The sequence below is a fragment of the Paenibacillus tyrphae genome (assembly GCF_024158745.1).
GTDB classification, from domain to species: Bacteria; Bacillota; Bacilli; order Paenibacillales; family NBRC-103111; genus Paenibacillus_G; species Paenibacillus_G tyrfis_A.
On record NZ_JAMZAW010000009.1, the window covers coordinates 226,230 to 250,993 of the forward strand.

A 24,764-nucleotide genomic window follows, 5' to 3' on the forward strand; every position below is an offset into this window, starting at 1 on the left:
ATGGTACAATGAGGTCATAACTTAGATCAAGTCTAAATATAAATGAAAGGTGAGATCAAGATATGAACCATCGTTTGACGACCAATCAAGGCGCTCCCGTGGGGGATAACCAGAATTCGCGTACGGCCGGCCGCCGCGGACCGGCATTGCTGGAGGATTACCATCTGCTGGAGAAGCTGGCCCATTTTGACCGGGAGCGCATCCCGGAGCGGGTCGTGCATGCGCGCGGCGCAGGAGCGCACGGGGTATTCCGCGTCGAGCGGAGCATGAAGCCTTACACGAAGGCGCATTTTCTGCAAGAGGCCGGGCAGGAGACGCCTGTATTCGTTCGCTTCTCGACCGTAATCCACGGCACCGGCTCGCCGGAAACGGCTCGCGATCCGCGCGGATTCGCCGTGAAGCTGTACACGCAAGAAGGCAATTATGACATCGTCGGCAACCACCTGCCGGTATTCTTTATCCGCGACGCGCTGAAATTCCCGGATATGGTGCATTCGCTCAAGCCCGCACCGGACACCAATATTCAAGACCCTGCAAGGTACTGGGACTTCATGACGCTGTCGTCGGAATCGACGCATATGCTGACTTGGGTATTTTCGGATAACGGCACTCCCGCCAATTACCGGCAAATGGACGGCTTCAGCGTGCACGCGTTCAAATGGGTAAATGCGGAAGGCAAAGTAACGTACGTCAAATATCATTGGAAGTCGCTGCAAGGCGTCGTGAATTTGTCGGCCGATGAGGCTCGGGAGGTGCAGGGCAGGGACTTCAACCATGCGACGAGAGATTTGTTCGACCGGGTCCGGGACGGAAACTTCCCGCAGTGGGCGCTGCACGTGCAGCTGATGCCGCCGGAGGACTTGGACCGGTGGGGCTTCGACCCGCTCGACGCGACGAAAGTATGGCCTGAGGATGCGTACCCGCTGCACCGGATCGGCACCATGACGCTGAACCGGAACCCGGACAATTTCTTCGCCGAGGTCGAGCAGTCCGCCTTCTCGCCGAGCGCCCTGGTGCCGGGGATCGAGCCTTCCGAGGATAAGCTGCTGCAGGGCCGTCTATTCTCCTACCCCGATACGCAGCGGTACCGGCTGGGCGCGAACTATCTGCAGATTCCAGTCAACTGCCCGTATGCGCCGGTCCGCAACCATCAGCGGGACGGAGCGATGAACGTGAAGCAGGATACTTCGACGATCAACTACGAGCCGAACAGCGCTTCCGGCAGTCCGCAGGAAGACCCGGCCTATGCGGAAAGCGAAGCGCCGCTGACAGGACCCGCGTTCCGGCAAAAAATCGAGAAAACCGACGATTTCACGCAGGCCGGCGAGCGGTACCGCAGCTACACGAAGCAGGAGCAGGACAACCTGATCCGCAATCTGGTGAACGATCTGAAGCAGACGGGCCAGGACATCCAGCTGCGTGCGATCTGCAACTTTTTCCGGGCGGATGCCGAGTACGGGATGCGGCTCGCGCAAGGGCTCGGCATCGATATCCAAAGCTTCCTTCCGCGCTCGAACTAAAAACCGGAAGACCGCTCTCAACCGAGGGCGGTTTTTTTCGTATACCCGCGCGATGAGCTCGCTTCAATCTGCAGAGCCGCGAATCAGATCCCCCCAAAAATACGAAATCGGCACATCCGACAGGTGCGGGATCTATGCTACAATAGGGTGACTTAAGGGCGCATTTCAGGCCGACGAGAGGCGGTTGCAGATGAAATCACTACGGACCTTACCGATCCCCCCGTTTTCCCATTGGAGCTTGCGCTCCAAAACGCTGCTTATTTTTATGCTGCTCATTGCGATCCCTCTCAGCTTACAGGGGGGCATAACGTACTACGATTTTTCCACATCCGTCGAACGCCGTACGGCGGATTACTCCGCGCAATTAGTCGGACAAATCAACCGCAATCTGGACCGGACCTTTATGGAGATGCAGCGGCTGTCGCTCATGCCCACCTATGACCCCGGGGTACTTGGCATCCTGCGCAAATATAGGGACCCGGCCCTTGCCACCAATCAACGCCCTACGGTGGAGGAGCTGGAGAAAATGCTGCTGTACATCGCAGGGATGACGTACAACCGTCCCGACATTCGGGGGATTCAGTTGTTCGCGGGAAGCGGTTACACGTTCTCGAACGTTGATGCAAGCGCGATCCGGTCGTTTACCGATGTGAAGCGGGAAGCGTGGTACGAACGGGTAAAGCAGGCGGACGGCGCATGGGTCGCTATTCCGAAGCACCGGCCCAGCTATTATTTTGATGACAGCGGACAAGATTATGTCTCGGTGGCCCGCTTGATCCGGGAGCCGAATACGAACGAGGGGCTCGGCGTGGTTAAAATCGATCTGAAAGAAGACGTTTTCCGGCAAATCGTCTCGAATGTTAAATTCGAGGAAAAGGGCGGTCTGCTCGTCGTAAACAGCCGCAGCGAGCTGTTCTTCCAGCAGGGTAGCGGCGGCCTGACTCCCGAAATGATGGACGAGCTTCGCCATACGACCGCTCTGCCCCAAGCTTCCGATGTCCGTCATATGGACATTCGGGGCAAAACCTACCTCGCTATCGTTGATTATTCCGACTATTCCGATTTGAAGGTCATCAGCTACATTCCCGTCGAATCGCTGCTGAAAGAGACGAAAGACCTGCGTAATTTTACGTTCGGTATCGGGCTGTTCTGCCTGGTGTCCGCCGGGGCGCTAGCCACCTTTTTCTCCTACCGTCTGAGCCGGCCGCTAGCCGCCTTGAAGAATAAAATGCTCCGGGTCGAGCAGGGCAGCTTCAAGCAGAGCGTCAGGGTCGAGTCGAAGGACGAGATCGGCCAGCTCAGCCGCGGCTTCAACCGGATGGTCGAAGAGATCGACCGGCTCGTTCACGAGGTGTTCGTGATCGGACTTCGGGAGAAAGAAGCCGAGCTGGCTGTGCTGCAAAGCCAGATCAATCCGCATTTTATTTACAATACGCTGGAATCGATCAACATGCTGGCGCTGAAGCGGCAGAACGACGATGTATCGGACATGGTATCCGCGCTCGGGCGGCTTTTGCGGTATACCGTCGGCCGGAACGAGCGACTCGTGCGGCTGCGCGAAGAGCTGGAATCGGCGGCTTCGTATGTGAAAATCCAGCAGCTGCGCTACGGGGAGCGGCTGAAGGTCATGTTCGACGTGGAGGAAGGCCTGTTCGGCCACGAGGTACCGAAGCTCTTGTTTCAACCGCTGGTGGAGAACGCGATTTATCACGGGATCGGCGACCGCGAAGAGGGCGGCACGATCTGGATCGAAGTCGTCCGCTTCGAAGAAGAGCTGCTGCTGACCGTACGGGACGACGGCAAAGGGATGTCGGAAGACGAACTGCGGCAGCTGCGTCAGTCGCTGGCCGCGCCGCCGCTCTCCGCCGCCGAAGCGGCAGGCGAGCATGGGCTCGCGCTGAATAATATCAACCAACGGCTCATGTTGATGTACGGGGAGCGGTACGGGCTGCATGTGGACGGAAGCCCGGGAGAAGGAACTGCGTTTACGATCACGATCCCCATAAGGGAAGAGGGAGAACACGATGATTAAAGTGCTTCTGGTCGAAGATGAAGAAGTGATACGCAGTGGAATCCGAACGTTGATCGGTCAACTGTCTGGCGATTTTGTCGTGGTGAAGGAGGCCTCACACGGTCGGGAGGCGCTGGACTATTTAAGCCGAAACGTCGCGGATGCGGTCATTACGGACATTCGGATGCGCGAGATGGACGGCTTGCAGTTGATCGGAAAAATCAGGGAACGGTACGAGGACATGCCTCTGCTCATTATTAGCGGCTACAGCGATTTCGTTTACGCGCAGAAGGCGCTGCGGCATGGCGTGCTCGACTATCTTCTGAAGCCAATCGACCGGACCGCGTTCGTCTCCGCGCTGGACAAAATCCGTCAGCTCCTGCTGAAGCGCGACGGCGTCAGCCAAGAGCCGGCGGGCGAAAGTCCGCAAGCGGAGCCGCAGACGGGCGGAGACGGCCGCCGGTTGATCCGCAAAGTCAAAGAGTATATCAACGGCCATCCCGAAGGCGATCTGAGGCTCCAGACGCTGGCCGACTACGTTCATCTGAATCCGGCTTATTTGAGCCAGTTGTTCAAGCAGGAGACAGGCATGAACTTGTCCGACTTCATTACGGAAGCGAGAATCAGCCGGGCGAAATACCTGCTGACGCATACGGATCTTAAAATTTATGACGTGGCTCGGCTGTCCGGGTATCAAAGCCCCAAGCACTTCATGCTGGTGTTCAAGCAGCAGGTCGGGCGAACGCCGGGCTCTTTTCGCGACGAATCGGGCAGCTGAGACTTTCGTATAGGCCGGACGGCTCCCGGACATCAGTTCCAAAAATAACGTACCAAATCTAAACGACGCGTGATTTTTTCCCGATAACGCTTTCAATATAATGAAGCTAGCAATTGATCCATTACAAAACGGGGGGATACCATGAAGAAGTTGCTGACGGGCACGCTTGTTATGGCACTGGCGGCCGGTTCCGCGGGATGCGGCGGCGGAAAGCCGGAAGAGAAGGCGAACCCATCCGCCGGAGGGGGCGGCGACAAGCCGGTGGAGCTGAAATTCGTCACTTGGGGCAACCAGGCCCACCTGGAAGTGTATCAGAAGCTGGTCGACAAGTTCAGAGAGACCCATCCGAACATTACCGTCAAAATCGATTCGATCCCGTTCGCGGAATACCAGCAAAAGATGTCCGTGCTCGCGGCCGGCCGGGAGCTGCCGGATTTGGCATGGGTAGCGGAACGCATGGTGCCGCAGTTTATGCAGAACGGCATTCTCGAAGACGTCTCGGACATTACGAAGGACTCGGCTTTCAACAGCGGGGATTTCATCCCATCGACCCTGCAGCTGTTCCAAAAGGACGGCAAGCTGTACGGATTGCCGTTCTCTACGCCCCCCAGCGTCATGTTCTACAACAAGGACATGTTCGATAAGGCCGGACTTTCGTCGCCGAACGAGCTGGCGAAGCAGGGCAAATGGACGTGGGAGGAGTTCGCCAAATCCGCAAAGACGCTCTCAAGCGGTTCCGGCGCCAACAAGACGTACGGCGCCAACTTTTTCCGGGATTGGAAAACATGGATCATGCTTGCCTCGTATTCCTTGTCTTACGGCAGCGGGCCGTTCAGCGACGACATGAGCAAATTCACCTGGAGCGACCAGTACGGGGTACAAGCGCTGAAAATGCTGCAAACCATGATGTTTACCGACCAATCGCATCCGAAAGCGGGCGAGCAGGTCAGCTTTGAATCCGGCAAGATCGGCATGTTCTTCGATAACTACAGCTATGTCTCGAAAGCGCGTACAATCAAGGACTTCAAATGGAGTATCGCGCCGATGCCGTCGGGCTCCAAGGGAAGCGTGCCGATGATGGGACAGGCCGGATACGCGGTGTTCAAGGAAACCAAGCATCCGAAGGAAGCCAAGGAGCTGCTCAAATTTTTCGCAAGCCAGGAAGGCATACAGGCGACCGCGACCTTCTTCGTGCCGCCGCGCAAATCGGTGCTCGATTCCGATGCGTTCCTGAAGCAGCCGGGCAATCCGGACCCGGACATCATCAAGCAAGCGGTGATCGACGAGATGCCGAAAGCGAAGGTGCAGCCGGGCCATATCCAATGGCAGAAGATCGACACGGAAATTTTGGCCGGCTTCGATCAGTTGTTCGGCCAAGTGGCCGAGCCGGAAAAAATCTTGAAGTCGGTCGAAGAGAAAGTCAATCCTTTGCTGAAAAAATAAAAAGTGACTGACGTGCAACGGTTCGGCAACGGACCGTTGCTTCCTGAATGCGGCACACCAAAGAGAGGAGCCATGACGATGAATCGCCTGCAAAATGCATGGAAACGCGACAAGCTGCAGCTGTTTGTCAGTCTGCCGTCGAACGATGAGGAGCTCGCCAAAGCGGCGATTGAAGAAGGAGCCGACGGCATCAAGGTGCATATGAACGTCAGCCACCGGGCCAGCGGCAACAGCTTCGGACCGCTCGCCGCTTACCGGGAAACGTTCGAGCGCATCCGCGGCATATTCGACGGGCCGCTGGGCATCGTCCCGGGAGGCTCGCTTCAGGATATTCGCCCGGAGGAAATTGAAGCCTTGTCGGACATCGGGTTCGATTTTTTCTCCATTTACGCCTTTCATATGCCGACCTTCCTGCTGCGCTTTCCCAAGCTGGCGCGCACGTTCGCCATCAACAGCGAGTTCGACCTGCGGCTGATCGAAGCGGCCGGACCGTTTCGGATCGACGCGCTGGAAGCATCGGTCATTCCAGGGGAAGAGTACGGGTCTCCGCTCAGCTTCGCCGACTTGTTGAAATACCGCTGGCTCGCGCAGCATTCGGGACTTCCGGTCATTGTGCCGTCCCAACGAAAAATCGTGCCGGAGGACGTCCCGTCGCTTGTGGATTGCGGCGTGAAGGCATTGCTCATCGGCGCGGTCGTTACCGGCAATCAAGCGGACGAGGTTCGCCGGGCTGTTGCGGGCTTCCGCGAGGCGATCGACCGGTAACGAACGACACATACTTCTAGAAGAGGGGGAATGGACATGGCAGCAATGCCCAGGCTTCAAGTCGCCCGTTCCGCCAGTCCGCTGGCCCGGGGAGCCAACTTAACCGGTTGGCTGTTCGTGGCGCCGATGGTGCTCGGTTTCGTCACTTTGCTTCTCATTCCGCTCGTTACTGCATTTTATATGAGTTTGACGGATTGGCCGCTGCTCGGCGAGGCCACCTTTACGGGCTTGGACAATTACCGCACGATTCTGACGGACATCGAATTTTGGAAGGTACTCGGCAATACCGTTTATTTTGCAGCCGGTCTTGTTCCGCTCAACATCATATTGGCGCTGCTGCTGGCGGTGCCGCTGTCCAAGAGCCTGCCGGGAATGGGCATGTACCGGACCGTCATTTTCATTCCGGTCATGACTTCGCTTGTTGTATGGTCCATCGTGTGGAAATACATGTTCGCCACCGATTCGGGCTTTATCAACCAGCTGCTGCAGCTGATCGGCATCCAAGGTCCGGCGTGGCTCTATAATACGAAGCTGGCCATGCCTGCGGTCATCGTAACCAGCGTGCTCAAAAATGTCGGGCTCAATATGGTGCTGTTTATCGCTGCCTTGCAGCAGGTGCCCGTCCAGCTCTATGAGGCGGCCAGAATCGACGGCGCTAGCAAACCGGCAACGTTCTTTCGAGTAACGGTTCCGATGATTACCCCGACGATTTTTCTTACGGTCATGATGACGATCATCGGGTCGCTTAAAGTATTTGGCCAAATTTACGTCATGACGCAGGGCGGACCGGCAGGTAGCACCAAGGTGCTCGTCTATTACATTTGGGAAAAAGCGTTCAAGCTGTTCGAGTTCGGTTACGCGTCCGCGCTGGCTTATGTGCTGTTCGTCATCATTTTGATTCTGACGATAATCCAATGGCAGATGAGAAAAAGGTGGGTTATTCATGAGAGCTGACTCCTTATCCGCAAAGAGCGGCGGGCGTCTTGGCCTGATGCTCCACTACGTCTTGTTGACCGTCATATCCGCCGTCATGATCGTCCCGTTCCTTTGGATGGTCTCGACTTCGCTGAAGGAACCGGCCAAAATCTTCGTCTTCCCGCCGGAGTTCATTCCCTCGCCGGTGCGCTGGGCGAATTATGCGGAAGTGCTACGAACGATTCCGTTTCATCTGTTTTATTGGAACAGCGCTTATATCGCCGTCGTCGTGACGGCCGGTACGGCCTTTTTTGCCTCGCTGGCCGGCTATTCCTTCGCCCGCATTCCGTTCCGGGGACGCAATCTCGTGTTTTTGCTGCTGCTCAGCACGATGATGATTCCGAACGAAGTGACCGCGATTCCGATGTTTTTGTTCATGCGGGAAATCGGGTTCCTTAACACGCATTTGCCGCTGATCGTGCTGCCGATCTTCGGGGCGGGCGGGGTATTCGGCGTCTTTATTATGCGGCAATTTTTCCTCGGCATTCCGAAGGAGCTAGAGGAAGCGGCGATGATCGACGGCTGCTCGCGCCTACGGATTTATGCCAACATTATGCTGCCGCTCGCGAGGCCGGCGATTGCCACTTTGGTTATTTTTACCTTTTTGACATGCTGGAACGATTTTTTCGATCCGCTTATTTTCATCAACGACCGGATGCTGATGACGCTGCCGCTCGCCTTGTCCTTGTTTACCGACGAGGCCGGGACCGCATGGCATCATCTGATGAGCGCTTCGGTGATGGCGACGCTGCCGCTGCTTATTGTGTTCTTTTTCGCGCAGAAGCAGTTTATTGAAGGCGTTGCGATGACGGGACTAAAAGAATAAAGCGGCGTTCGGTACAGAAAAGATGAAGGAGAGGGACGCAAAATGAACCATACGCTTGAAGCGGATGTCGTTGTCGTTGGCGGAGGCCCGGCCGGGATCGCCGCTGCCATTGCCGCGGGTCGTCAGGGCGCGAGTACCGTGCTGATCGAACGGTACGGATTTTTGGGCGGCATGTCTACGGCAGCCTCGGTCTACCCGTGGATGACGTTTCATACGGAGCAGGGCAAGCAAGTGATCAAGGGACTGGCGCAGGAAATCGTCGACCGGCTGATGGAGCGGGGCGGATCTCCGGGACATCTGCGCGACACGGTCGGATTCGTCTATTCGGTAACACCGTACCATCCGGAAATTTTCAAAGTACTCGCGGTGGATATGCTCCAGGAAGCAGGCGTGAAGCTGCTGGCCCACAGCTTTGCGGACGAGGTTCAAGTGGAAGGCGGCAAGATCCGTTCCGTATCGCTGTCCGGCAAATCGGGCCGGATCGATGTGCGCGGACGCATGTTCGTTGACACGTCAGGCGATGCCGACATCGCGCACTTGGCCGGAGCGCCGACCCTGAAAGGCAGGGAGGAGGATCAGCGCACGCAGCCGATGACGATGAAATTCCGTATGCGTGGCGTCGACCTGGAAGCGGTCCGGCGGGCGATGATCGAGAATCCGGCTAACTTTTATCACAAAACGCCGTTTGCCGAGCTCGACCGCCTTCCGCTAACCGGCGTATCCGGTTTTTATGCCGAATGGAAGGCGGGGCAAGTCCCGATTAACCGCGATCAGGTGCTGTTCTTTACCGGACCGGCCGAGGACGAAGTGTTGGTGAATTGCACCCGGGTGCAGGGGTTGGACGGCACAAGCGTTGAGGATTTGACACTGGCAGAGGCCATCGGCCGCAAGCAAGTGCTCATGATGGCCGAGTTTTTGCAAAAGAGCATTCCCGGCTTCGCCAAAGCGTCCATCTCATCGGTCGGCGCACAGATCGGCATCCGCGAGACACGGCGCATCGACGGGCTATACCGCTTGTCGATTGAAGACGTGCTCGAAGGTCGTCGTTTCGACGACGCGATCGCCCGCAGCGGCTATCCGATCGATCTCCACGATCCGTCGGGGAAAGGCGTAACGTCCGCTTTTATTAAGGGCAGCGGCGCTTACGACATCCCGTACCGCAGCTTGATCGCGCAGGGACTGGATAACCTGCTTGCAGCCGGCCGGTGCATCTCGACGACGCATGAAGCGCTGGCGACGACGCGCCTGACCCCGAGCTGCATGGCCACCGGGGAGGCGGCCGGTACGGCGGCGGCGCTTGCCTGCACACTCGACGTGCCGGCCCGCGAGCTGGACGTGAAGCTGCTGCAAGAGCGGCTGCTCCGAGGAAACGCCGTGCTGTAAAGCCGGCCGGTATGGCGGATCTTCGTGTTTTTACCCCTTTGTCGAAGGCTTGAGAAAGCCTGCGGCCAAAGGTTTTTTTTTGTCATCGCGGAGTAGCGTAGGGTCTAATGCACGCACCCGATCCGGAAGCTGGCGGAGAGCCTCAGCGCGCTTCGGGTCGTTTGAAGGCTGCTGTACATTTCGTGCACATATTTTTCGAGGGACGAGGGATAATGACTCCTAGCTGACAAAAAGAAGAAGGAGTGAGCCCAACCCTTGAAACGTATCGCAATCGCTACCATCCTGCTGGCCGGTCTGCTGGCAGCCGTCCCGGGCCAAGCGGCTGCCGCAGGGGACGGCGCCTATCATTTCGGGTTCAAGAAGAGCAAGAACGGCAGCCGTCCCTCCATCGACGAAGAAGGCTTCAAGCCCATTGTGGAGAAGCACGGGGCTATTTTTCTAGGGGATACGACACAGAAGGAGCTGTATCTCACCTTCGATAACGGCTATGAGAACGGGTATACTGCCCGCGTGCTCGACGTGCTGAAGGAAAAGAAAGTCCCCGCGATCTTCTTCGTCACCGGGCATTACATCAAGGATCAGCCGGAGCTGCTGCGGCGCATGGCGGCCGAAGGCCATCTGATCGGCAACCATTCCTGGAGCCATCCCGACATGACCCAGATTTCGAGCGGGAAAATCAAGGACGAGCTGGAAAAGGTAAAAGCGGACGCAGCGCAAATTACCGGACGGCAGACGATGATTTACCTGCGCCCGCCGCGGGGGATCTTCAACGACCGCAGCCTCGCGGTAAGCAAGGAGCTCGGGTACACGAGCGTGTTCTGGTCGGTTGCCTATAAGGACTGGGATACGAGGGCGCAGAAGGGGGCCGACTACGCCTACAACCAAGTCATGGCCCAGCTTCACCCCGGAGCCGTTATTCTGCTGCACACGGTATCCAAGGACAATGCGGACGCGCTAGGAAGAATCATCGACGGCGCCCGGCAGCAGGGCTACGAATTCAAGAGCCTGGACCAGCTGACGGTCAGGTCTTACTAGCGGAGACAGGCCGGCCGGTCGGCGGGACGGCCCATACCGTGCGGGGGCCGCTCCCGCCGCAGCAAGCGTCACGAATCCTGGAAATAGGGCTCGCGGCGCTTTTTCGCCGGTTGTACCCTCCCTATGCCATAATATATGATAGGATGGGACTTCTCTTTTAAGGGGGGAGAATAGCATTGGACGATGTCATTATCTTTACTAATTTTAGGCCAATATATATTTTCTTTATCATTATTCAAGCCATTTCATTGATCATGGCTATATCCCAGAAAAAACAATTTAAACCAATTAATGAAGTGGCAATATCGAGTATCTCATTTATTTGTTTAGTAGTATCCGCTTATATGACGTATCAAATAGGTATTCTTTCTGATGAACTTGCAATCGGTGGCGATCCTGTTTCCTTTATTATGTTTATTGTAGTAGTGATAATGTCGATAGTTAATTTTCTTGTTATTTACCTTAATAAAAAAAATTAAAAATTATATATTGCACTCGGCTCTTGATTCTGTTTAACCTCTTATTCGGAAAATGACTATTTTTTGCTAATTAAAGGCATTTCAAATCGTTTTTACCGGCAAAAAATCCGAACAATCGCTTGCAGAATTACAAATTCTTATGTATTATTAAACTACGTCGCATCACAAAAAGCCGGTTGCTCTTGAAGGTGAACGAATGCCCCTGATCGACACGAATGAAAATAAAAAGAAGCTGTGCCACCTGTACAACGAAATCTCGAAGAGCTTGTTCGGCTTCGGAACGACATTGCTGCGGGTTACGATCGACGACCGGATCATCACGTATTATGCCAAGCATCGTCGTTCGCCGCGCTCGGATGCGCTCGAAGGCGAGGCGCCTACGCTGAAGCACGAGGTCGACTTTTACATGTCTTCGATCTATAAGAAGAAGCTTCGTGAGAAGCTGGAGCAGGAATTCGGGCTGGAGATCGAAGCGCTGCTGAGGGATTACGACCCGGCGACGCAATGGGCGATTACGAATGTGATTCTGCACGAACCGAAATAACAGGCCGGAGCCGCGGCGTTGATCTATCATCGAGCGGACCGCATGCATTGCCATAGATGCCGCTTATCTTTGTTTACGAAGAAAAAGCGCTCTTACGTAGAAGATTTATTTCTATTTAAGGGCGTTTTTTCTTTTTTAAATAAAATGCAAGAAGAACCGATGCCGATGAGAGTATACTGCTAAACGTTTCTACAAATCTTAAATCATGGATACAGGAATGTTTCCTACTGGAGGATGAAGAACGATGATGAAAAAACGAATGATTCGCAGCTTGCTTTCCGTTTCGCTGATTGGATTGGCTTTGTCCGGATGCGGCCAAGCGGGAGGAAACAAAGAGCAGGGCGCAGCACCGGGAGCGGGCGGCGGGGAGCCGACCAAGCTGGTCATTTCCACCTGGGGCTTCTCCGAGGACTTCTTCAAGAAAGAAGTATACGCGCCATTCGAGAAAGAGCATAACGTGAAGATCGTGCTGGAAATCGGCAACAACGCCGAGCGCCTGAATAAAGTGAAGCAGGGCAGCTCGAACGTCGATCTGATCTACCTCTCGGACTATTACGCGCAGCAGGGCATCGAAGCGGGGCTGTTCGAGAAAATCGACCGTAGCCGCATCACGAACCTGAAGGATATTTACGACATCGCCAAAGCGCCGCTCGGCGAGGATTACGGTCCGGCTTATACGATCGGACAATTCGGCATCGCCTATAACCCGAAAGCGACGGGCAAGGAAATCAAATCGTGGAACGATCTGTGGAGCCCCGAGCTGGCGAAGAAACTGACGCTGCCGAACATTACGTCGACGAGCGGCCCGATGATTCTGGATGCGGCTTCGACTGTGGCTGGTAGCTCGACATTCAACGCGGATCAAGCATTCGCGAAGCTGAAGACGCTGAATAAAAGCGTCGTGAAGTACTACGGTCAAACGTCCGAGTTCGTGAACATGTTCGCCCAAGGCGAAATCGCTGCCGGACCGATCATGGAAATGTACGTGAAGGACCTGAAGGCCGCCGTGCCGGATACGAAGTTCGTTACGCCGCAGGAAGGCGCGTACGCGATCATGAACACGGTGAACGTCGTGAAGGGCAGCAAAAACAAGCAGCTGGCGGAAGACTTCATCAACTGGCACCTGAGCAAGGAAGTACAGGAGAAATCGGCCAAGTCTAAAATCGATTCGCCGGTGAACACGACGCTGCAGCTCAAGCCGGAAGAAGCGCAAGGCATTACGTACGGCGCGGATGTCGTGAACAAGCTGCGCAAGCTGGATATGAAATTCGTCAACCAGAACCTCAAGGGCTGGATCGACCGCTGGAACCGCGAAGTTACACAATAAGTAACGCAATAAGCAACGCGATAGCATGACCATAATCGAAACGCTGGACAAGGGTATATGATCCGACATGTACCCTTGTTTTCATATCGGGAGTATGGAAAGGAGCTAACGGAGCGCATGAAACGAAAAGTAATCCTCGATGTCGATACGGGCGTGGACGACGCGTTAGGCATTCTGCTCGCGGTCAAGAGCGGGCAGTTCGACGTGCTCGGCATTACGACCGTGAATGGCAACGTATCGCTGGATCAAGCGACGGCCAACACCTGCAAAATTCTGCAGATGCTGGGCGCCGAAGCGAGCATCCCGGTCATCCGGGGGGCTGATCGGCCCTTGCTGCGCCCCCATTATTTCGAACACCGGATTCACGGGGCGGACGGCCTCGGCGGGGCGCTGCGGGACATGGAAGTCCATCAAGGCGCGGCCAAGGGGTTCGGGCCGGACTACATCGTGGACCGCGTACGTGAAAACCAGGGCGAAGTGACGCTGATTATGACGGCTCCGTTGACCAATCTGGCGCTCGCGTTGATGAAATATCCCGGCCTTGTGAACGACGTGAAAGAGGTCGTCGTTATGGGCGGTGTCGTCGCGGGCTTCGGGAACGTAACCCCGACGGCGGAGTACAACATGTATGTCGACCCGGAAGCGGCAAAGCTCGTGCTGCGCGCCGGATTCCCTTCCTTGACGCTTGTCGGGCTGGATGTGACCCGGCGCGCGCTGCTCAAGGACGAGCATATAGCCGCGCTCGGCGATACGCCCATCGGCCGCTACGTGAAGGAGAGCACGGCCGATTACATGCAGCGCTACGCCGAACGCAACGGCGTCCGCGCCTGCGCGCTGCACGATCCGTTGGCCGTCGGGGTGGCCTTGACCCGTGAGGTGGTCACGACGAAGCCCTATTACGTCGATGTGGAAACCCGCAGCGAGCTGTGCGACGGCCAGACGGTCTGCGATTTTCAGAACCGGCTCGGACAGAAGCCGAACGTTCAGGTCTGCACCGATGTGGACGCGGACGCTTTTCTCCGGCTGTTCGTCCAGACGCTGAGCCGTTAGCCCCCAATCCAGGAACAGGAGAACCGTTCGATGAAGAAATCGTATCTGTATTTGCTATTGCTGCCGGGACTGTTGTTCCTGACGGTATTTATGGCGGCTCCGATCCTCATTACGATCGGGTCCACCTTTTTCCAGAAAGGGACTGTGACGTTCGACGGGTACCTGCATTTCTTCAAGGACCCGTATTTTATCAAAATTTTGCTGACGACGCTGCAGGTCAGTCTGGTGACGACGGCGATCTGCATTCTGCTCGGCTTTCCGGTCGCCTACTATATTTCCCGGCAGAGCCTGAAGAAAAAGAGCGTGCTGCTCGCGCTCGCGATCTTCCCGCTGCTCACCAGCTCGGTCGTCCGCTCCTTCAGCTGGATGATCGTCCTCGGCAAGAAGGGGCTGCTCAACACGGCGCTGCTTGCGATGGGGATCATTCAGGACCCGCTGGATATTTTGTATACGCCGACCGCGATGATGATCGGTCTGATCCACCTGTTTCTGCCGCTGATTATCATCACGCTCGTCGGCGTCATGGAGAACATCGATGCCGATCTGATCAAAGCGGCGGAGAGCCTTGGGGCGTCCCGGTTCACCGCGTTCCGTAAAGTCGTGATCCCGCTCAGCGTGCCCGGTCTCATTATCGGGAGCATTCTCGTCTTCGTCGGCAGCTTGACCGCGTACACGACTCCGGCGCTGCTCGGCGGGAAACAGCGCGTCATCTCGACGTTCCTGTACCAGAATGCAATTACGCTGAATGACTGGTATTCGGCCTCCGTCATCGCGACGATCATGATGGCGATTACGTTCGTGGTTATCAGCCTGATGAACAAACTGGCCAACACTTTAAATCCGAAGGGGTAGAAGGGATGAAGGAGAACAACCGGGGCCTCGGCCTGTTTACGCTGCTTGTCTATATGTTTTTGCTCGGTCCGCTGGTGATTATCGCCTTCGCTTCGTTCGAGCCGGGAACCGTGCTGAAATTTCCGCCGCAGGGCTTTTCGCTCAAGTGGTACGAGAAAATTTTCGAAGTGGAAATGTTCATGAGCACGTTCAAAACGTCGATCGTCGTCTCGATTCTCGGCAACCTGTTCGCGCTCTTGCTCGGCGTGCCTGCGGCCTATGCGCTCAGCCGCTTCGACTTCAAGGGAAAAGACGCCCTGAACGGCTTCTTTATTTCCCCCGTGCTCATCCCGGGTATTGTGCTCGGGTTTACGATGCTGAAATACCTGATCGTCACGTATCATCTGCCGCTCTACACGGCGCTGCTCGTCGGTCATACGGTCATCATGCTTCCGTTCATTATTCGCGTCATCGCGTCCAGCTTGTCGAACTTCGATTTCGCCATCGAAGAGGCTGCGCTTAGTCTCGGCGCCGGACGGCTCGGAACGTTCTTCAAGGTCGTCCTCCCGAACATTAAGTCGGGGATTATCGCGGCGATTCTGATCGCTTTTCTGGAGTCGTTCAACAATGTGGACATTTCCGTCTTCATGACGGGCCCGGGCGTCAGCACGCTGCCGATTCAGATGCTGACCTATGTAGAAAATTATTTCGATCCGACCATCGCCGCCATTTCCGTACTGCTCATGCTGTTCACGGCGGTGTTCATGTTCCTGATCGAGAGGCTGATGGGCCTTTCTTACTTTACCAAACGATAACGGAGGCTCGTACCCATGGCATTGCTATCCTTGGAAAATGTGTCGGTCGCCTATGATCACCAATATATTCTGCAAAACTTCAACCTGACGGTCGAGAAGGGGCAGCTCATTTCCTTGCTCGGCCCAAGCGGCTGCGGCAAAACGACAACGCTGCGGCTTATCGCCGGCTTCCTCGAAGCCAAAGACGGCAAATTCATGCTGAACGGCAAAGATTACACGCGGGTGCCGGTCAACAAGCGGAACTTCGGGTTCGTGTTCCAGAGCTACGCGCTGTTCCCGCATCTGTCCGTATACGATAACGTCGCCTTCGGCCTCCGCCTGCGGAAGGTGCCGGAAGCCGACATCAAGCAGCGCGTGCTGCGCATCCTGGAGGTCGTGAGCTTGTCGGGCTTTGAGCAGCGGTTCCCTAAGGCGCTGTCCGGCGGGCAGAAGCAGCGGGTGGCCATTGCCCGCGCGCTCGTCATCGAGCCGGATCTGCTGCTGTTCGACGAGCCGCTCAGCAACCTGGACGCGAACCTGCGCGTGAATATGCGCGTCGAAATCCGCCGCATTCAGCAGGAGCTCGGCATTACGACGGTCTATGTTTCGCACGACCAGGAGGAATGCTTCTCCATCTCCGACCGCGTCGCGATCATGAACAAAGGCATTATCGAGCAGTTGGATCGGCCTTCCACGATCTACAAATACCCGAAAACCGAATTCGTCGCCCGGTTCATCGGTTTCAACAACTTCATTACGTTCGAAGAACGCCGCGAAGCCGGCGACGGCATCGAGCTGAAGGTGAAGGGCTATACGTTCCATGCCGCCCGACAGCCCGGCGCGGAAGGAACTACAAGCAAGAAGGGCGCGATTCGCCCGGACGATATGCAGCTCGGCACCGCGGAGGAGATCGGTCACGGACCGAACCGGGTGAGGGGCGGCATCAAGGTAAGCACGTTTCTGGGAAGAAGCTACCAGTACGTCGTCGAGACGGACCTTGGGGATTTTACGGTCAACAAGGAGATGGAAGTCCCTTACATCAGCGGGCAGCAGGTGCATTTGCTGTTCCCGGCGGACAAATTGGTCCTGGTAGACTAACGACGACTTGGAGGTACCGGCATCATGCGAGTGGATTTACTGATCGAGAAGGTACACGTATATAACAGCTATTTTAAAAGGTTCGTTCAAGGCAATGTCGCCGTCTTGAACGGATCGTTCCTCTATATCGGCGGACGCGGGACAGAGACGTTCGAAGCAGGTCAAATCGTGGACGGCCAAGGCCGCTACATGATCCCCGGTCTGGTCGACATTCACTTGCATATCGAGAGCACGATGGTCACGCCGGAGACGTTCTCGTACGGGCTGATCCGCAGCGGTGTGACGACCATCGTCCCCGAGCCGCATGAGATGGCGAACGTCTTCGGCCTGAGCGGCGTGAAGCAGATGATCGAGGCGAGTCGCGACTGCGTGGCGGACATGTTCTACGCGATTCCGAGCTCGGTACCGGCCACGTCGATGGAATCGACCGGCGGCACGATCGAGATCGAGGACATGGACGAGCTGCTGCGGACGGAAGACATCATTTGTCTCGGCGAAATTATGAACTACGTCGACGTTATCACGGACCCGGATTGCAAAACGAACCGGATTCTGGCGCATATCCGCAAGCATTATCCGAAGCTCGTCATCGAGGGGCATGTTCCGAAGCTGCTCGATCTGGATCTGCACCGGGTTATCTATGCCGGGGTCGATTCGGACCACACGCATCAGACGATCGAAGGGATGGAAGCGCGCATCGGCGCGGGCATGTTCATCGAGATTCAAGAAAAGTCGATGACCGATGACGTCATGAACTATTTGATCCAAAACGACGTCTCCGAGCACTTCTGCTTCGTGACGGACGACGTGATGGCCGACTCGTTCCAGCGGCGCGGCCATCTGGACCATATTGTCCGCAAAGCGATCCGCATGGGCATGTCGCCGGAGAAGGCAATCTACGCCGCGACATTCACCCCGGCGCGCCGGATGCAGATGCATGACCGCGGCACCATCGCTCCCGGCAAAATCGGCGACTTCGTGCTGCTGTCGGACCTGCGGGAGCTGACGATCGATCAAGTGTACAAGCAGGGCCGCAAGGTGTATGACGTGCGCGAGGCGTATGTTCCGAAGGAAAACGGCCACGCGTTCCCGGCGCACTACTACCATAGCGTGCAGCTGCCGCTGCTGACGGAAGCGGACTTTGTTGTGCGGCCGGAAGGCGCGGCGGACGGCCGCCATGCGTGCCGCGTGATGCAGGTCAAGGACGGCTCCACCTTCACGGAGGATGTGCGAGGCGAGGTCGAGATCCGGAACGGCGAGCTGTGTTGGCAGGAAAGCCCGTACGCGCTCATCGCGACGTTCGAGCGCTACGGCAAGAACGGGAACCGGGCGTACGGCTTGATCGGCGGCGATACGATTCAGCGCGGAGCGGTAGCGACGACGTATTCGCACGACAACCACAATCTGCTCGTGGTCGGGCACAACCCGGCCGATATGGCGCTCGCGGCTAACGAAGTGATCCGCAGCCAAGGTGGCTTCTGCGTCGTGGAAGCGGGCCAAGTGCTGGCGCACCTGCCGCTGCCCGTCGGCGGCATCCTGACCGAAGCGCCGCTCGACGAGACGGCGAAGGAAGTGGAGAAGCTGCGAAGAGCGATGGAGTCGCTCGGGTATAAGCACTACAACCCGATCATGTCGATCAGCACGCACTCGCTCCCGGTCAGCCCGGCGCTCAAAATTACCGATCTGGGCCTGATCGACGTTAACGCGGGCAAGGTTGTACCGCTGCTGGTCGAGGCGTAGTTAACGGGATAACAGATAGTTTAAACAAACGGCTCTTGCCGCGAAGTTTGCGGGCAAGGGCCGTTATATTGTACTGGTTCCGCCGAACGTTCATTGCGTGATGATGTACAATAATATGGGGATCATGATGAAAGCCGCTATCCCCATAGGAACCGGGATTACACGGTTGGTGATACCCGTTTTATCGAGAGGATATTCCAGCACCATGACTAAACAAGCGGCTAAAACGATTTTCCAAACATCGGGAATCGTCAAGCCCCACACGAAATGCATGACGCCCAAAACAATTCCGAAGCTCAAAGGATATTTAAGACTCAAGGCCACCGCCTCCTTCGTCCCTGACTCCAGTTGGAACGAGCCTGATCCCGGCATGGGGTCATCCGGGATGACGAATCCTTTTGCTATATTCTCCTCTAGCGATTCTATTGTTCCGATTTCTTCATTATCGGTTTGCTTGAAGGAGATATAAAAAGAGAGAACGGATGCCATAATAAGAAAAGCTACTACGATTTTTTTCAATTTAAACAAACTCCTTAGTAGGTTGTTTGCATCATCCGCAAACTGCTGCAGAACCCGCCAAAACGCTGGTGAAGGCCGGGCCAGGAATGATATTGTAAAAAGCATTACCATAAACTTATTTAGTTTATGATAATGCTTTTCTTTACCAATTCATGATTTTATACCATATTATTTCATATCATTCATATGTTTGCCAGTATGCGTGCGTTTGAGCAGAAAGATCTCCAAGAGCACTAGCATACGATGTCGTTCCAGATAATGTATATCCGCTGAAGTTAGTCTGAGTTCCTATCGACGCTGTGGAAGCATGAGCTTTGGTCGGATGATTATAATTTGACCACACTCGCTTTTTCCACACCAGCCAACCCTGCCATTCCGACTTAGTACCATAATCCCATGTTCCGCCCCCAACATTCTCAGTGGTTTCCATTGTTATTGGGGAGACGGCAAACGGCGTTACATCGGCATTGGTTAGATCTACCGAACCTCTCGTTGCGTCTTCTTTGGCAGCCATTGCCTGTCCAGAGGATAAAGCGAGTATTGCAACCATGGTTACACCTAAAATACGTTTCTTAAGCATAGAGCTTCTCACTCCCGTTTTTAGAATTGTTTTGGTTATTATTTTGTCGGTCTTGAACAAAAGTAGTCATCCTTCAGTTCATCATCCACGTCACTTTAGTCTTAGAAGAAGCATCTGATCTCAACGTTGATTGCACGTACCACCTCCTTTTCAGAGAATGAACCTTTTTTTCGGAACCAAATGCTGCGCAACTTCCTGAATTCCGTTTTAATTTGTGTTCATTCTCGCTCCCCTCGAATCAATAATAATACTTATTTTCCATTTTAAGGGTTCTTCGTTTTTTGAAAATTTTTTCGCAATAAAAAAGCATCCTGTCGTCAGAATGCTTTAGACATAATTCTATTGATACCCAATCTGGCGTTTTGCCCAGCTAAACCACCCAAAGCCTGATCGATTCGTAATACTGGATTTGGGTTTCGGATGCATAATTCCGATGCTTCTCAAATAAAGCGACGCAGCGGGCCAAGTACTCGTATCGCTTCATCTCCAAGCATAGCGAAATGCAGAATATCGTTTCCTTGATCCCGTTTTCGTAGCGTTCTTTTGTAAACTCGTAAATTGCTCTGTGATAGCAGAACCACATTCCAACCGATTAACATGAGCCCGAGGCTTAATCGATTCGCCGTCTTCACTCACCACCGGTATAGACATTTACAGCTCGATTTCATGCAGCCGATCCCCAGGGCGCGCAAAGTTAATGAACTAAGCGAAACCCACCGTAACCCCCATCGAAAATAAATTAGCCCTTGGAGATCCCCCAAGGGCGTCATAACTTTAGCTGGTGCTGATTACTTGCACCCGGCTGATATTTATAGGATCGGTCTTCTCTTTTGCAAAAAACACCAAATGGTATTGATCTAAGTCATATATAAGATAATAGCCATCATATGCTTCATTCCAATACTCTTTGTCGGGTTTTCCTAATGCGAGCTTTACGTCCTCTGCCGTCATCTGGATTTGAAGAGACTCAACCGGAACTGAAATTTTGTTAAGGATTGTTTCCGGTTTTAAAACATTATGATCTTCGCCACATGAATCATGACTAAAATAAAAGTCCGCCTCACTTTTGGAATGACCAAACGAATACGTCCAGCACTCTTCATTCGAGATTCCTTTAGGCTCCCCATACACTTCAACAACTTTTGAGTAAGTAGATTTTAACGGGACCTCCATACCTTTCATTTGACCCTTAATTGCCGCTTCTTTTATAGCTACTATCGACTGAGATTTTAATTTATCGTTGTGATCCCTCGAATCGTTTTGTGCATTACAACCAATTAATACCCACATGAACGCTATCAATAAGAACATCCTTATTCCCACAATAATCCACCTCCATAAGTATAATTCCATAAATAACAAGAAAAAGATAGTTAGTATCATTATACCAACTATCTTTTTCTTATATCATTTTTTTTCAAGATTTCGTTTAATAGTTGATCGGAAATATTGAAATGCTGTTTAAACGCAGTTCTTGTCCGCTCATGAGGTTGAAGATTATCAAACCAAGCGTCGAATTTCTCCTTGCCAACATGATTCATCATTGACACGTCAAAAGAATGCTCCTCGTCTTCATATAGATGGAGCTCCTTATCGTTGCTTGCGTTACCGTCCATTTTAAAGGAAGATAACTGATTAGGGTAAAATAGCATTGGATCTATCGTTTCATTATCCGCAGGAAGATCCTTAGCTACATTATTGATGTCGAGATGCAAATGGTAATTGTTATCTTTACCCCCAGTTGCAGCCCCAGTATTCCCTGATACAGCAATATTCTGGCCTTTCGATACTCTCTGATACGTACTAACCTTTTGGGAATCTTTGGTTAGATGTAGATATCTTGAGATGAGGTTGTTATTCGTCTTTCCTGGTTCAATGGCTTTGTCGTCATGCTTTATGGTGACATATTCTGTCCCATTTCCATATTTACCAACACCAATTACTTCCCCGTCTGCTGTAGCATATACATCTTGTTTATACACTAAAACGTCAATCCCTTTATGAAAACGCCTCCCCGTCCAACCAAAGGGGTCAGAAAGTGTTGTTACAGTAGTTGGCCATTGCCACCCCATTGCACCATATCCAGTCGGGACATCCATCGGGACTACGTTTTTTGATGCTTCTGTTGGCTTCTGCTCTAAATTAATTGAAGATGCTGAAGCTGATGCAACGGTAATCATAGAGAGGGCGCAAGTAATTAAAAAAATCTTTTTTTTCATACTTTCATCTCCTTGGATTTTTTTGTAGAACCTTTTCTACAGTCTTATTGACGGCACGAAAAAGTTTCATTTTCTTAGAAATAATTCCTATTGGCATATTGTCTACCAATGAATAGAAAGATCGTCCCGGCCACGAAAGCCACAAGCGTTGGAGGTCTTTAATCACAGCTGCATTGCAGATGGTTTCAGTTAAATGTCTAGTTTCCTAATTTGTTCACCCGATAAAAAAACATTCTCTCGTGTAAAAGTTTTTCTATTTGCTCCTCTGAATAGCCAAGCTCGGCCAATCTTCGGGCGGCAAATCCGGCACCTGACGATGCCCTGTAGACCGCGTCATGTAAATCCTTGATGCCGTAAAGCTTTTCAAAGATGGCGCCGATCCGGGCAAGGTAGACAATCCGCTCCTGACTTTCCCCGACCAATAACTTTTCATACTGCATCATCCACACACCTTCAGCTTCAGCTTAGAAGAAAATTGTCTTTGATATTGTCGACCACGAGTTGATAAAAACGCGCCGATTCCTCCAGCCTTCCGTTCTCGAAAAGCTTCTCTGCCGCAGAGAAGATAATGGACACGTTCTTGGGGTTATCGAGAATCTTGGAAATAGCCGGTTCAATACAATCCACTCGACCAGTCTCCGCACATCGCACCAGATACGGGATCAAGCGCGGCCGGGACACCTTATTGTCCGAGATGCATTCTTCCGTGTAGATCTCGTACAGCATCCGGGGGGCTTCCCAAAAACTTCTGCCAGAGCGTCCAAATGACCGATTGTCATGGCACGAGACCGGCCATTTAGAACCATGCTCAAATTTCCGGCGTTAATCCCCGTCAGTTCGGCTACTTTATTTAGGCTGTAGCCATGCAGCTTCATCTGGTCTTCGATTTCCAGCCGCAAAGAGCGATCATCCATCCGCACGGAACACCCTCCCCTAAATCTATAAAACCATACTACCATAACAGGGAATTAACATAAAATAACAGGGAAATAAAAAAATTCCTAGCATCAAATCTGGTGAATTTTATTTAAAAAAAGTAACCTTGATGGGCAAATGCCAGTCAAGGTTACTAGGGTATGGCTGCATCGATTTTGGATTCATTCATAGCTTCTTGAATGAGATCAAGAACGTCTGGATCGTCTTCTTTCTCCAGAACTTCCTTTAATATGCCGATAGTTCTGTCATCCTCGATTTGGGACAAGGCAGTTACCGCCGCACATCTAATATCGGGATCGGGGTCGCTAAGCAGATTGCTGAGAGGGGAAATTAAGCTTGGGGTCGGAAAAGATGCAGCGATATGCGTACACCAATACCTGACGCCGATATGTTCACTTTTTAGTGCCGAAATTAAATGCGGAACGACCTGTTCTATCGAAAACTTCATCAAAACATCTTCAATGAGTTGATAGACCCCGAAGCCGCTGCCTTCGCCAAATGAATTTAGAAATAATGGAATGCACTGCGGATCAGGATGGTTTAAGAAGTGTACCCTCACGTCGTTATACTTCTTAATGACTTCGAATTTTTCCTCCGTATCTTTAGAAAAGGGCTGATTGTCTTTCAAAAACATAATGGCTTGTGCAGAATTCATATATTTCATCGAATCCTCCTAAAGATCCAAAGATCAGCTCCAAGGAGTCACATAGTCCGTTCCAATCACAAAGACCTGCTTCCAAGGGTCCTTTAAATCAGCACTAAACGGCTGTTTTCCGTTGGAAATATGGCATGGAGTTTTGCTGCTTTTGGAATCGATATATTAGTGGTTCGTTTTATTTTTCTTATGGAATAACAGCCGCTCGCGCAAAACGGTTTCAATTTGCTCGTTACTATAACCAAGCTCGGCCAGCATTTTGGCCGTAACACCGGCATTCGCCCTCGCCCTGCTTTCAGCATCGTGTATATCCTTGAGGCCGTATAGTCTCTCAAAGATCGCGCCAATCCGGGCAAGATAGAGAATCCGTTCCTCGCTTTCCCCAGCCAGTAGATAATCATGCAGCATTGTATCATCCACACACTTTCAGTTTAGAAGACTTTTGAGCCATGAGAATATACCGGTCCAGACGTTGACTTAGCTGTACCACCTCCTCGTGCGATAATGAACCTTTCTCCTCAACCAGTCGCACTAACTGCTGCCGTAGCTGTCTGATTTTCTGTTCTAGTTTCATACTCATACATATCCACCATCCTTATCTCTATAATAATGCCGTTTTTCCATATTAAGGGTCTTAGAATTTGAGAAATATTTTTTTCGACAAAAAATGCACCCTGGTACGTTTTGTCCAGAATGCTTCCTTGTCTGCGCTCATAACAAAACCGCCCCTTGAGGAGGCGGTAATATCAAGCGAGGTTATCATTCAATCCATTGTCTCGGTCCTATGGTGTGAAATAGTTGCTGTCTATTCGGATTAAAGGCATCTTGTATTCGTTTCACGGTAAAGTCACTAATTGGTTTGGGGAGATCGTCAATCGGGCAATACCTGCATTCCAAAATTTCAGGCGAGCTTGGTTCGGGGCTTTTATTATGTTTGTTGGTTGCTATAAAGACAAAGTGATGCATATCATGATTTGGGTCATAATAGATGCCGGTTAATTGACCGACTTCGACTTCAAGCCCTGTTTCCTCCAGTACTTCTCTCTTTGCGGTTTCTTGGACCGATTCCTTCACTTCAGCTTTTCCACCTGGGAGATCCCAATTGTTCTTGCCGTAGCTATGCTTTACTAACAAAACGCGCCCTTCTGAATCCGATATTACTGATGCTGAGCCCATAAATTTATTAGACAAAATAATGCCCCCTATGAACATATTGGCCTACACCAACATAACGCCAATAAGTGGGAATAAGTTTC

28 protein-coding genes are annotated in these 24,764 nt (G+C 53.0%); 17 read left to right on the top strand and 11 right to left on the bottom strand.

What is annotated here, in order from left to right:
• Nucleotides 1-62: 62 nt before the first annotated feature.
• The 17 genes from NI000_RS15600 to NI000_RS15680 all read left to right on the top strand — a co-directional run bounded on the left by NI000_RS15600 (nucleotide 63) and on the right by NI000_RS15680 (nucleotide 18,599).
• Entirely contained in the window at nucleotides 63-1,520 is a 1,458-nt protein-coding gene (locus NI000_RS15600; protein ID WP_253412017.1) for a catalase, read from the top strand.
• Nucleotides 1,521-1,710: 190 nt separating this feature from the next.
• Nucleotides 1,711-3,552, top strand: coding sequence for a cache domain-containing sensor histidine kinase (locus tag NI000_RS15605; protein WP_253412018.1), 1,842 nt, complete (start codon nucleotides 1,711-1,713; stop codon nucleotides 3,550-3,552).
• On the top strand, nucleotides 3,545-4,309 hold the full coding sequence (locus NI000_RS15610; RefSeq protein WP_253412020.1) for a response regulator transcription factor: 765 nt from the start codon (nucleotides 3,545-3,547) through the stop codon (nucleotides 4,307-4,309). Before NI000_RS15605 ends, NI000_RS15610 begins: the two co-directional genes overlap by 8 nt.
• 141 nt (nucleotides 4,310-4,450) lie before the next feature.
• Nucleotides 4,451-5,752, top strand: a complete 1,302-nt coding sequence (locus NI000_RS15615) for an ABC transporter substrate-binding protein (RefSeq protein WP_253412022.1) — start codon at nucleotides 4,451-4,453, stop codon at nucleotides 5,750-5,752.
• A 78-nt stretch (nucleotides 5,753-5,830) separates the two neighbouring features.
• Nucleotides 5,831-6,517, top strand: a complete 687-nt coding sequence (locus NI000_RS15620) for a hypothetical protein (RefSeq protein WP_253412024.1) — start codon at nucleotides 5,831-5,833, stop codon at nucleotides 6,515-6,517.
• A gap of 36 nt (nucleotides 6,518-6,553) precedes the next feature.
• The gene (locus NI000_RS15625; protein WP_253412026.1) at nucleotides 6,554-7,471 is read left to right on the top strand and encodes a carbohydrate ABC transporter permease; all 918 of its coding nucleotides are present in this window, start codon (nucleotides 6,554-6,556) and stop codon (nucleotides 7,469-7,471) included.
• Complete coding sequence (locus NI000_RS15630; protein WP_253412028.1) at nucleotides 7,461-8,318, top strand: carbohydrate ABC transporter permease; 858 nt, start codon at nucleotides 7,461-7,463, stop codon at nucleotides 8,316-8,318. Before NI000_RS15625 ends, NI000_RS15630 begins: the two co-directional genes overlap by 11 nt.
• Nucleotides 8,319-8,360: 42 nt before the next feature.
• On the top strand, nucleotides 8,361-9,701 hold the full coding sequence (locus tag NI000_RS15635; protein ID WP_253412030.1) for an FAD-dependent oxidoreductase: 1,341 nt from the start codon (nucleotides 8,361-8,363) through the stop codon (nucleotides 9,699-9,701).
• A 255-nt stretch (nucleotides 9,702-9,956) separates the two neighbouring features.
• Nucleotides 9,957-10,736, top strand: coding sequence for a delta-lactam-biosynthetic de-N-acetylase (pdaA, locus tag NI000_RS15640; protein WP_253412032.1), 780 nt, complete (start codon nucleotides 9,957-9,959; stop codon nucleotides 10,734-10,736).
• 176 nt (nucleotides 10,737-10,912) lie between these two features.
• A complete protein-coding gene (locus tag NI000_RS15645; protein WP_253412034.1) occupies nucleotides 10,913-11,215 on the top strand; it encodes a hypothetical protein in 303 nt (100 codons plus the stop codon).
• A 196-nt stretch (nucleotides 11,216-11,411) separates the two neighbouring features.
• Nucleotides 11,412-11,759 carry a hypothetical protein gene (locus tag NI000_RS15650; RefSeq protein WP_010500265.1) on the top strand — a complete coding sequence of 116 codons (348 nt, stop codon included), beginning with the start codon at nucleotides 11,412-11,414 and terminating at the stop codon, nucleotides 11,757-11,759.
• Between the two features lie 244 nt (nucleotides 11,760-12,003).
• Nucleotides 12,004-13,086, top strand: coding sequence for an ABC transporter substrate-binding protein (locus NI000_RS15655; RefSeq protein WP_253412036.1), 1,083 nt, complete (start codon nucleotides 12,004-12,006; stop codon nucleotides 13,084-13,086).
• A 117-nt stretch (nucleotides 13,087-13,203) separates the two neighbouring features.
• Nucleotides 13,204-14,136, top strand: a complete 933-nt coding sequence (locus NI000_RS15660; RefSeq protein ID WP_253412038.1) for a nucleoside hydrolase — start codon at nucleotides 13,204-13,206, stop codon at nucleotides 14,134-14,136.
• Nucleotides 14,137-14,166: 30 nt separating this feature from the next.
• Nucleotides 14,167-14,988 (top strand): ABC transporter permease, encoded by an 822-nt coding sequence (locus NI000_RS15665; protein ID WP_253412040.1) that lies wholly within the window; start codon nucleotides 14,167-14,169, stop codon nucleotides 14,986-14,988.
• 5 nt (nucleotides 14,989-14,993) lie between these two features.
• Entirely contained in the window at nucleotides 14,994-15,782 is a 789-nt protein-coding gene (locus NI000_RS15670; RefSeq protein ID WP_253412042.1) for an ABC transporter permease, read from the top strand.
• Between the two features lie 15 nt (nucleotides 15,783-15,797).
• On the top strand, nucleotides 15,798-16,859 hold the full coding sequence (locus NI000_RS15675; protein ID WP_253412044.1) for an ABC transporter ATP-binding protein: 1,062 nt from the start codon (nucleotides 15,798-15,800) through the stop codon (nucleotides 16,857-16,859).
• Nucleotides 16,860-16,883: 24 nt separating this feature from the next.
• The gene (locus NI000_RS15680; protein ID WP_253412046.1) at nucleotides 16,884-18,599 is read left to right on the top strand and encodes an adenine deaminase; all 1,716 of its coding nucleotides are present in this window, start codon (nucleotides 16,884-16,886) and stop codon (nucleotides 18,597-18,599) included.
• 90 nt (nucleotides 18,600-18,689) lie between these two features.
• Here NI000_RS15680 and NI000_RS15685 read toward each other — a convergent pair whose 3' ends face one another.
• The 11 genes from NI000_RS15685 to NI000_RS15735 form a co-directional block, all read right to left on the bottom strand.
• Nucleotides 18,690-19,118, bottom strand: a complete 429-nt coding sequence (locus NI000_RS15685; RefSeq protein WP_253412047.1) for a hypothetical protein — start codon at nucleotides 19,116-19,118, stop codon at nucleotides 18,690-18,692.
• 178 nt (nucleotides 19,119-19,296) lie between these two features.
• Nucleotides 19,297-19,758, bottom strand: coding sequence for a lactococcin 972 family bacteriocin (locus tag NI000_RS15690; RefSeq protein WP_253412049.1), 462 nt, complete (start codon nucleotides 19,756-19,758; stop codon nucleotides 19,297-19,299).
• A gap of 714 nt (nucleotides 19,759-20,472) precedes the next feature.
• On the bottom strand, nucleotides 20,473-20,988 hold the full coding sequence (locus NI000_RS15695) for a DUF4309 domain-containing protein (protein ID WP_253412051.1): 516 nt from the start codon (nucleotides 20,986-20,988) through the stop codon (nucleotides 20,473-20,475).
• Nucleotides 20,989-21,089: 101 nt separating this feature from the next.
• Nucleotides 21,090-21,917 carry a M23 family metallopeptidase gene (locus tag NI000_RS15700; protein ID WP_253412053.1) on the bottom strand — a complete coding sequence of 276 codons (828 nt, stop codon included), beginning with the start codon at nucleotides 21,915-21,917 and terminating at the stop codon, nucleotides 21,090-21,092.
• Nucleotides 21,918-22,114: 197 nt separating this feature from the next.
• Nucleotides 22,115-22,360 (bottom strand): hypothetical protein, encoded by a 246-nt coding sequence (locus NI000_RS15705; RefSeq protein WP_253412055.1) that lies wholly within the window; start codon nucleotides 22,358-22,360, stop codon nucleotides 22,115-22,117.
• A gap of 16 nt (nucleotides 22,361-22,376) precedes the next feature.
• A complete protein-coding gene (locus NI000_RS15710; protein WP_253412147.1) occupies nucleotides 22,377-22,643 on the bottom strand; it encodes a hypothetical protein in 267 nt (88 codons plus the stop codon).
• Nucleotides 22,580-22,876 carry a helix-turn-helix domain-containing protein gene (locus NI000_RS15715; protein ID WP_309247901.1) on the bottom strand — a complete coding sequence of 99 codons (297 nt, stop codon included), beginning with the start codon at nucleotides 22,874-22,876 and terminating at the stop codon, nucleotides 22,580-22,582. The genes NI000_RS15710 and NI000_RS15715 overlap by 64 nt, the downstream gene beginning before the upstream one ends.
• Nucleotides 22,877-22,986: 110 nt before the next feature.
• A complete protein-coding gene (locus tag NI000_RS15720) occupies nucleotides 22,987-23,517 on the bottom strand; it encodes a HEAT repeat domain-containing protein (RefSeq protein WP_253412056.1) in 531 nt (176 codons plus the stop codon).
• 156 nt (nucleotides 23,518-23,673) lie between these two features.
• A complete protein-coding gene (locus NI000_RS15725) occupies nucleotides 23,674-23,928 on the bottom strand; it encodes a hypothetical protein (RefSeq protein ID WP_253412058.1) in 255 nt (84 codons plus the stop codon).
• On the bottom strand, nucleotides 23,921-24,088 hold the full coding sequence (locus NI000_RS15730) for an aspartyl-phosphate phosphatase Spo0E family protein (RefSeq protein ID WP_010503758.1): 168 nt from the start codon (nucleotides 24,086-24,088) through the stop codon (nucleotides 23,921-23,923). The genes NI000_RS15725 and NI000_RS15730 overlap by 8 nt, the downstream gene beginning before the upstream one ends.
• A 179-nt stretch (nucleotides 24,089-24,267) precedes the next feature.
• The gene (locus NI000_RS15735; RefSeq protein WP_253412060.1) at nucleotides 24,268-24,699 is read right to left on the bottom strand and encodes an NUDIX hydrolase; all 432 of its coding nucleotides are present in this window, start codon (nucleotides 24,697-24,699) and stop codon (nucleotides 24,268-24,270) included.
• Between the last annotated feature and the right edge of the window lie 65 nt (nucleotides 24,700-24,764).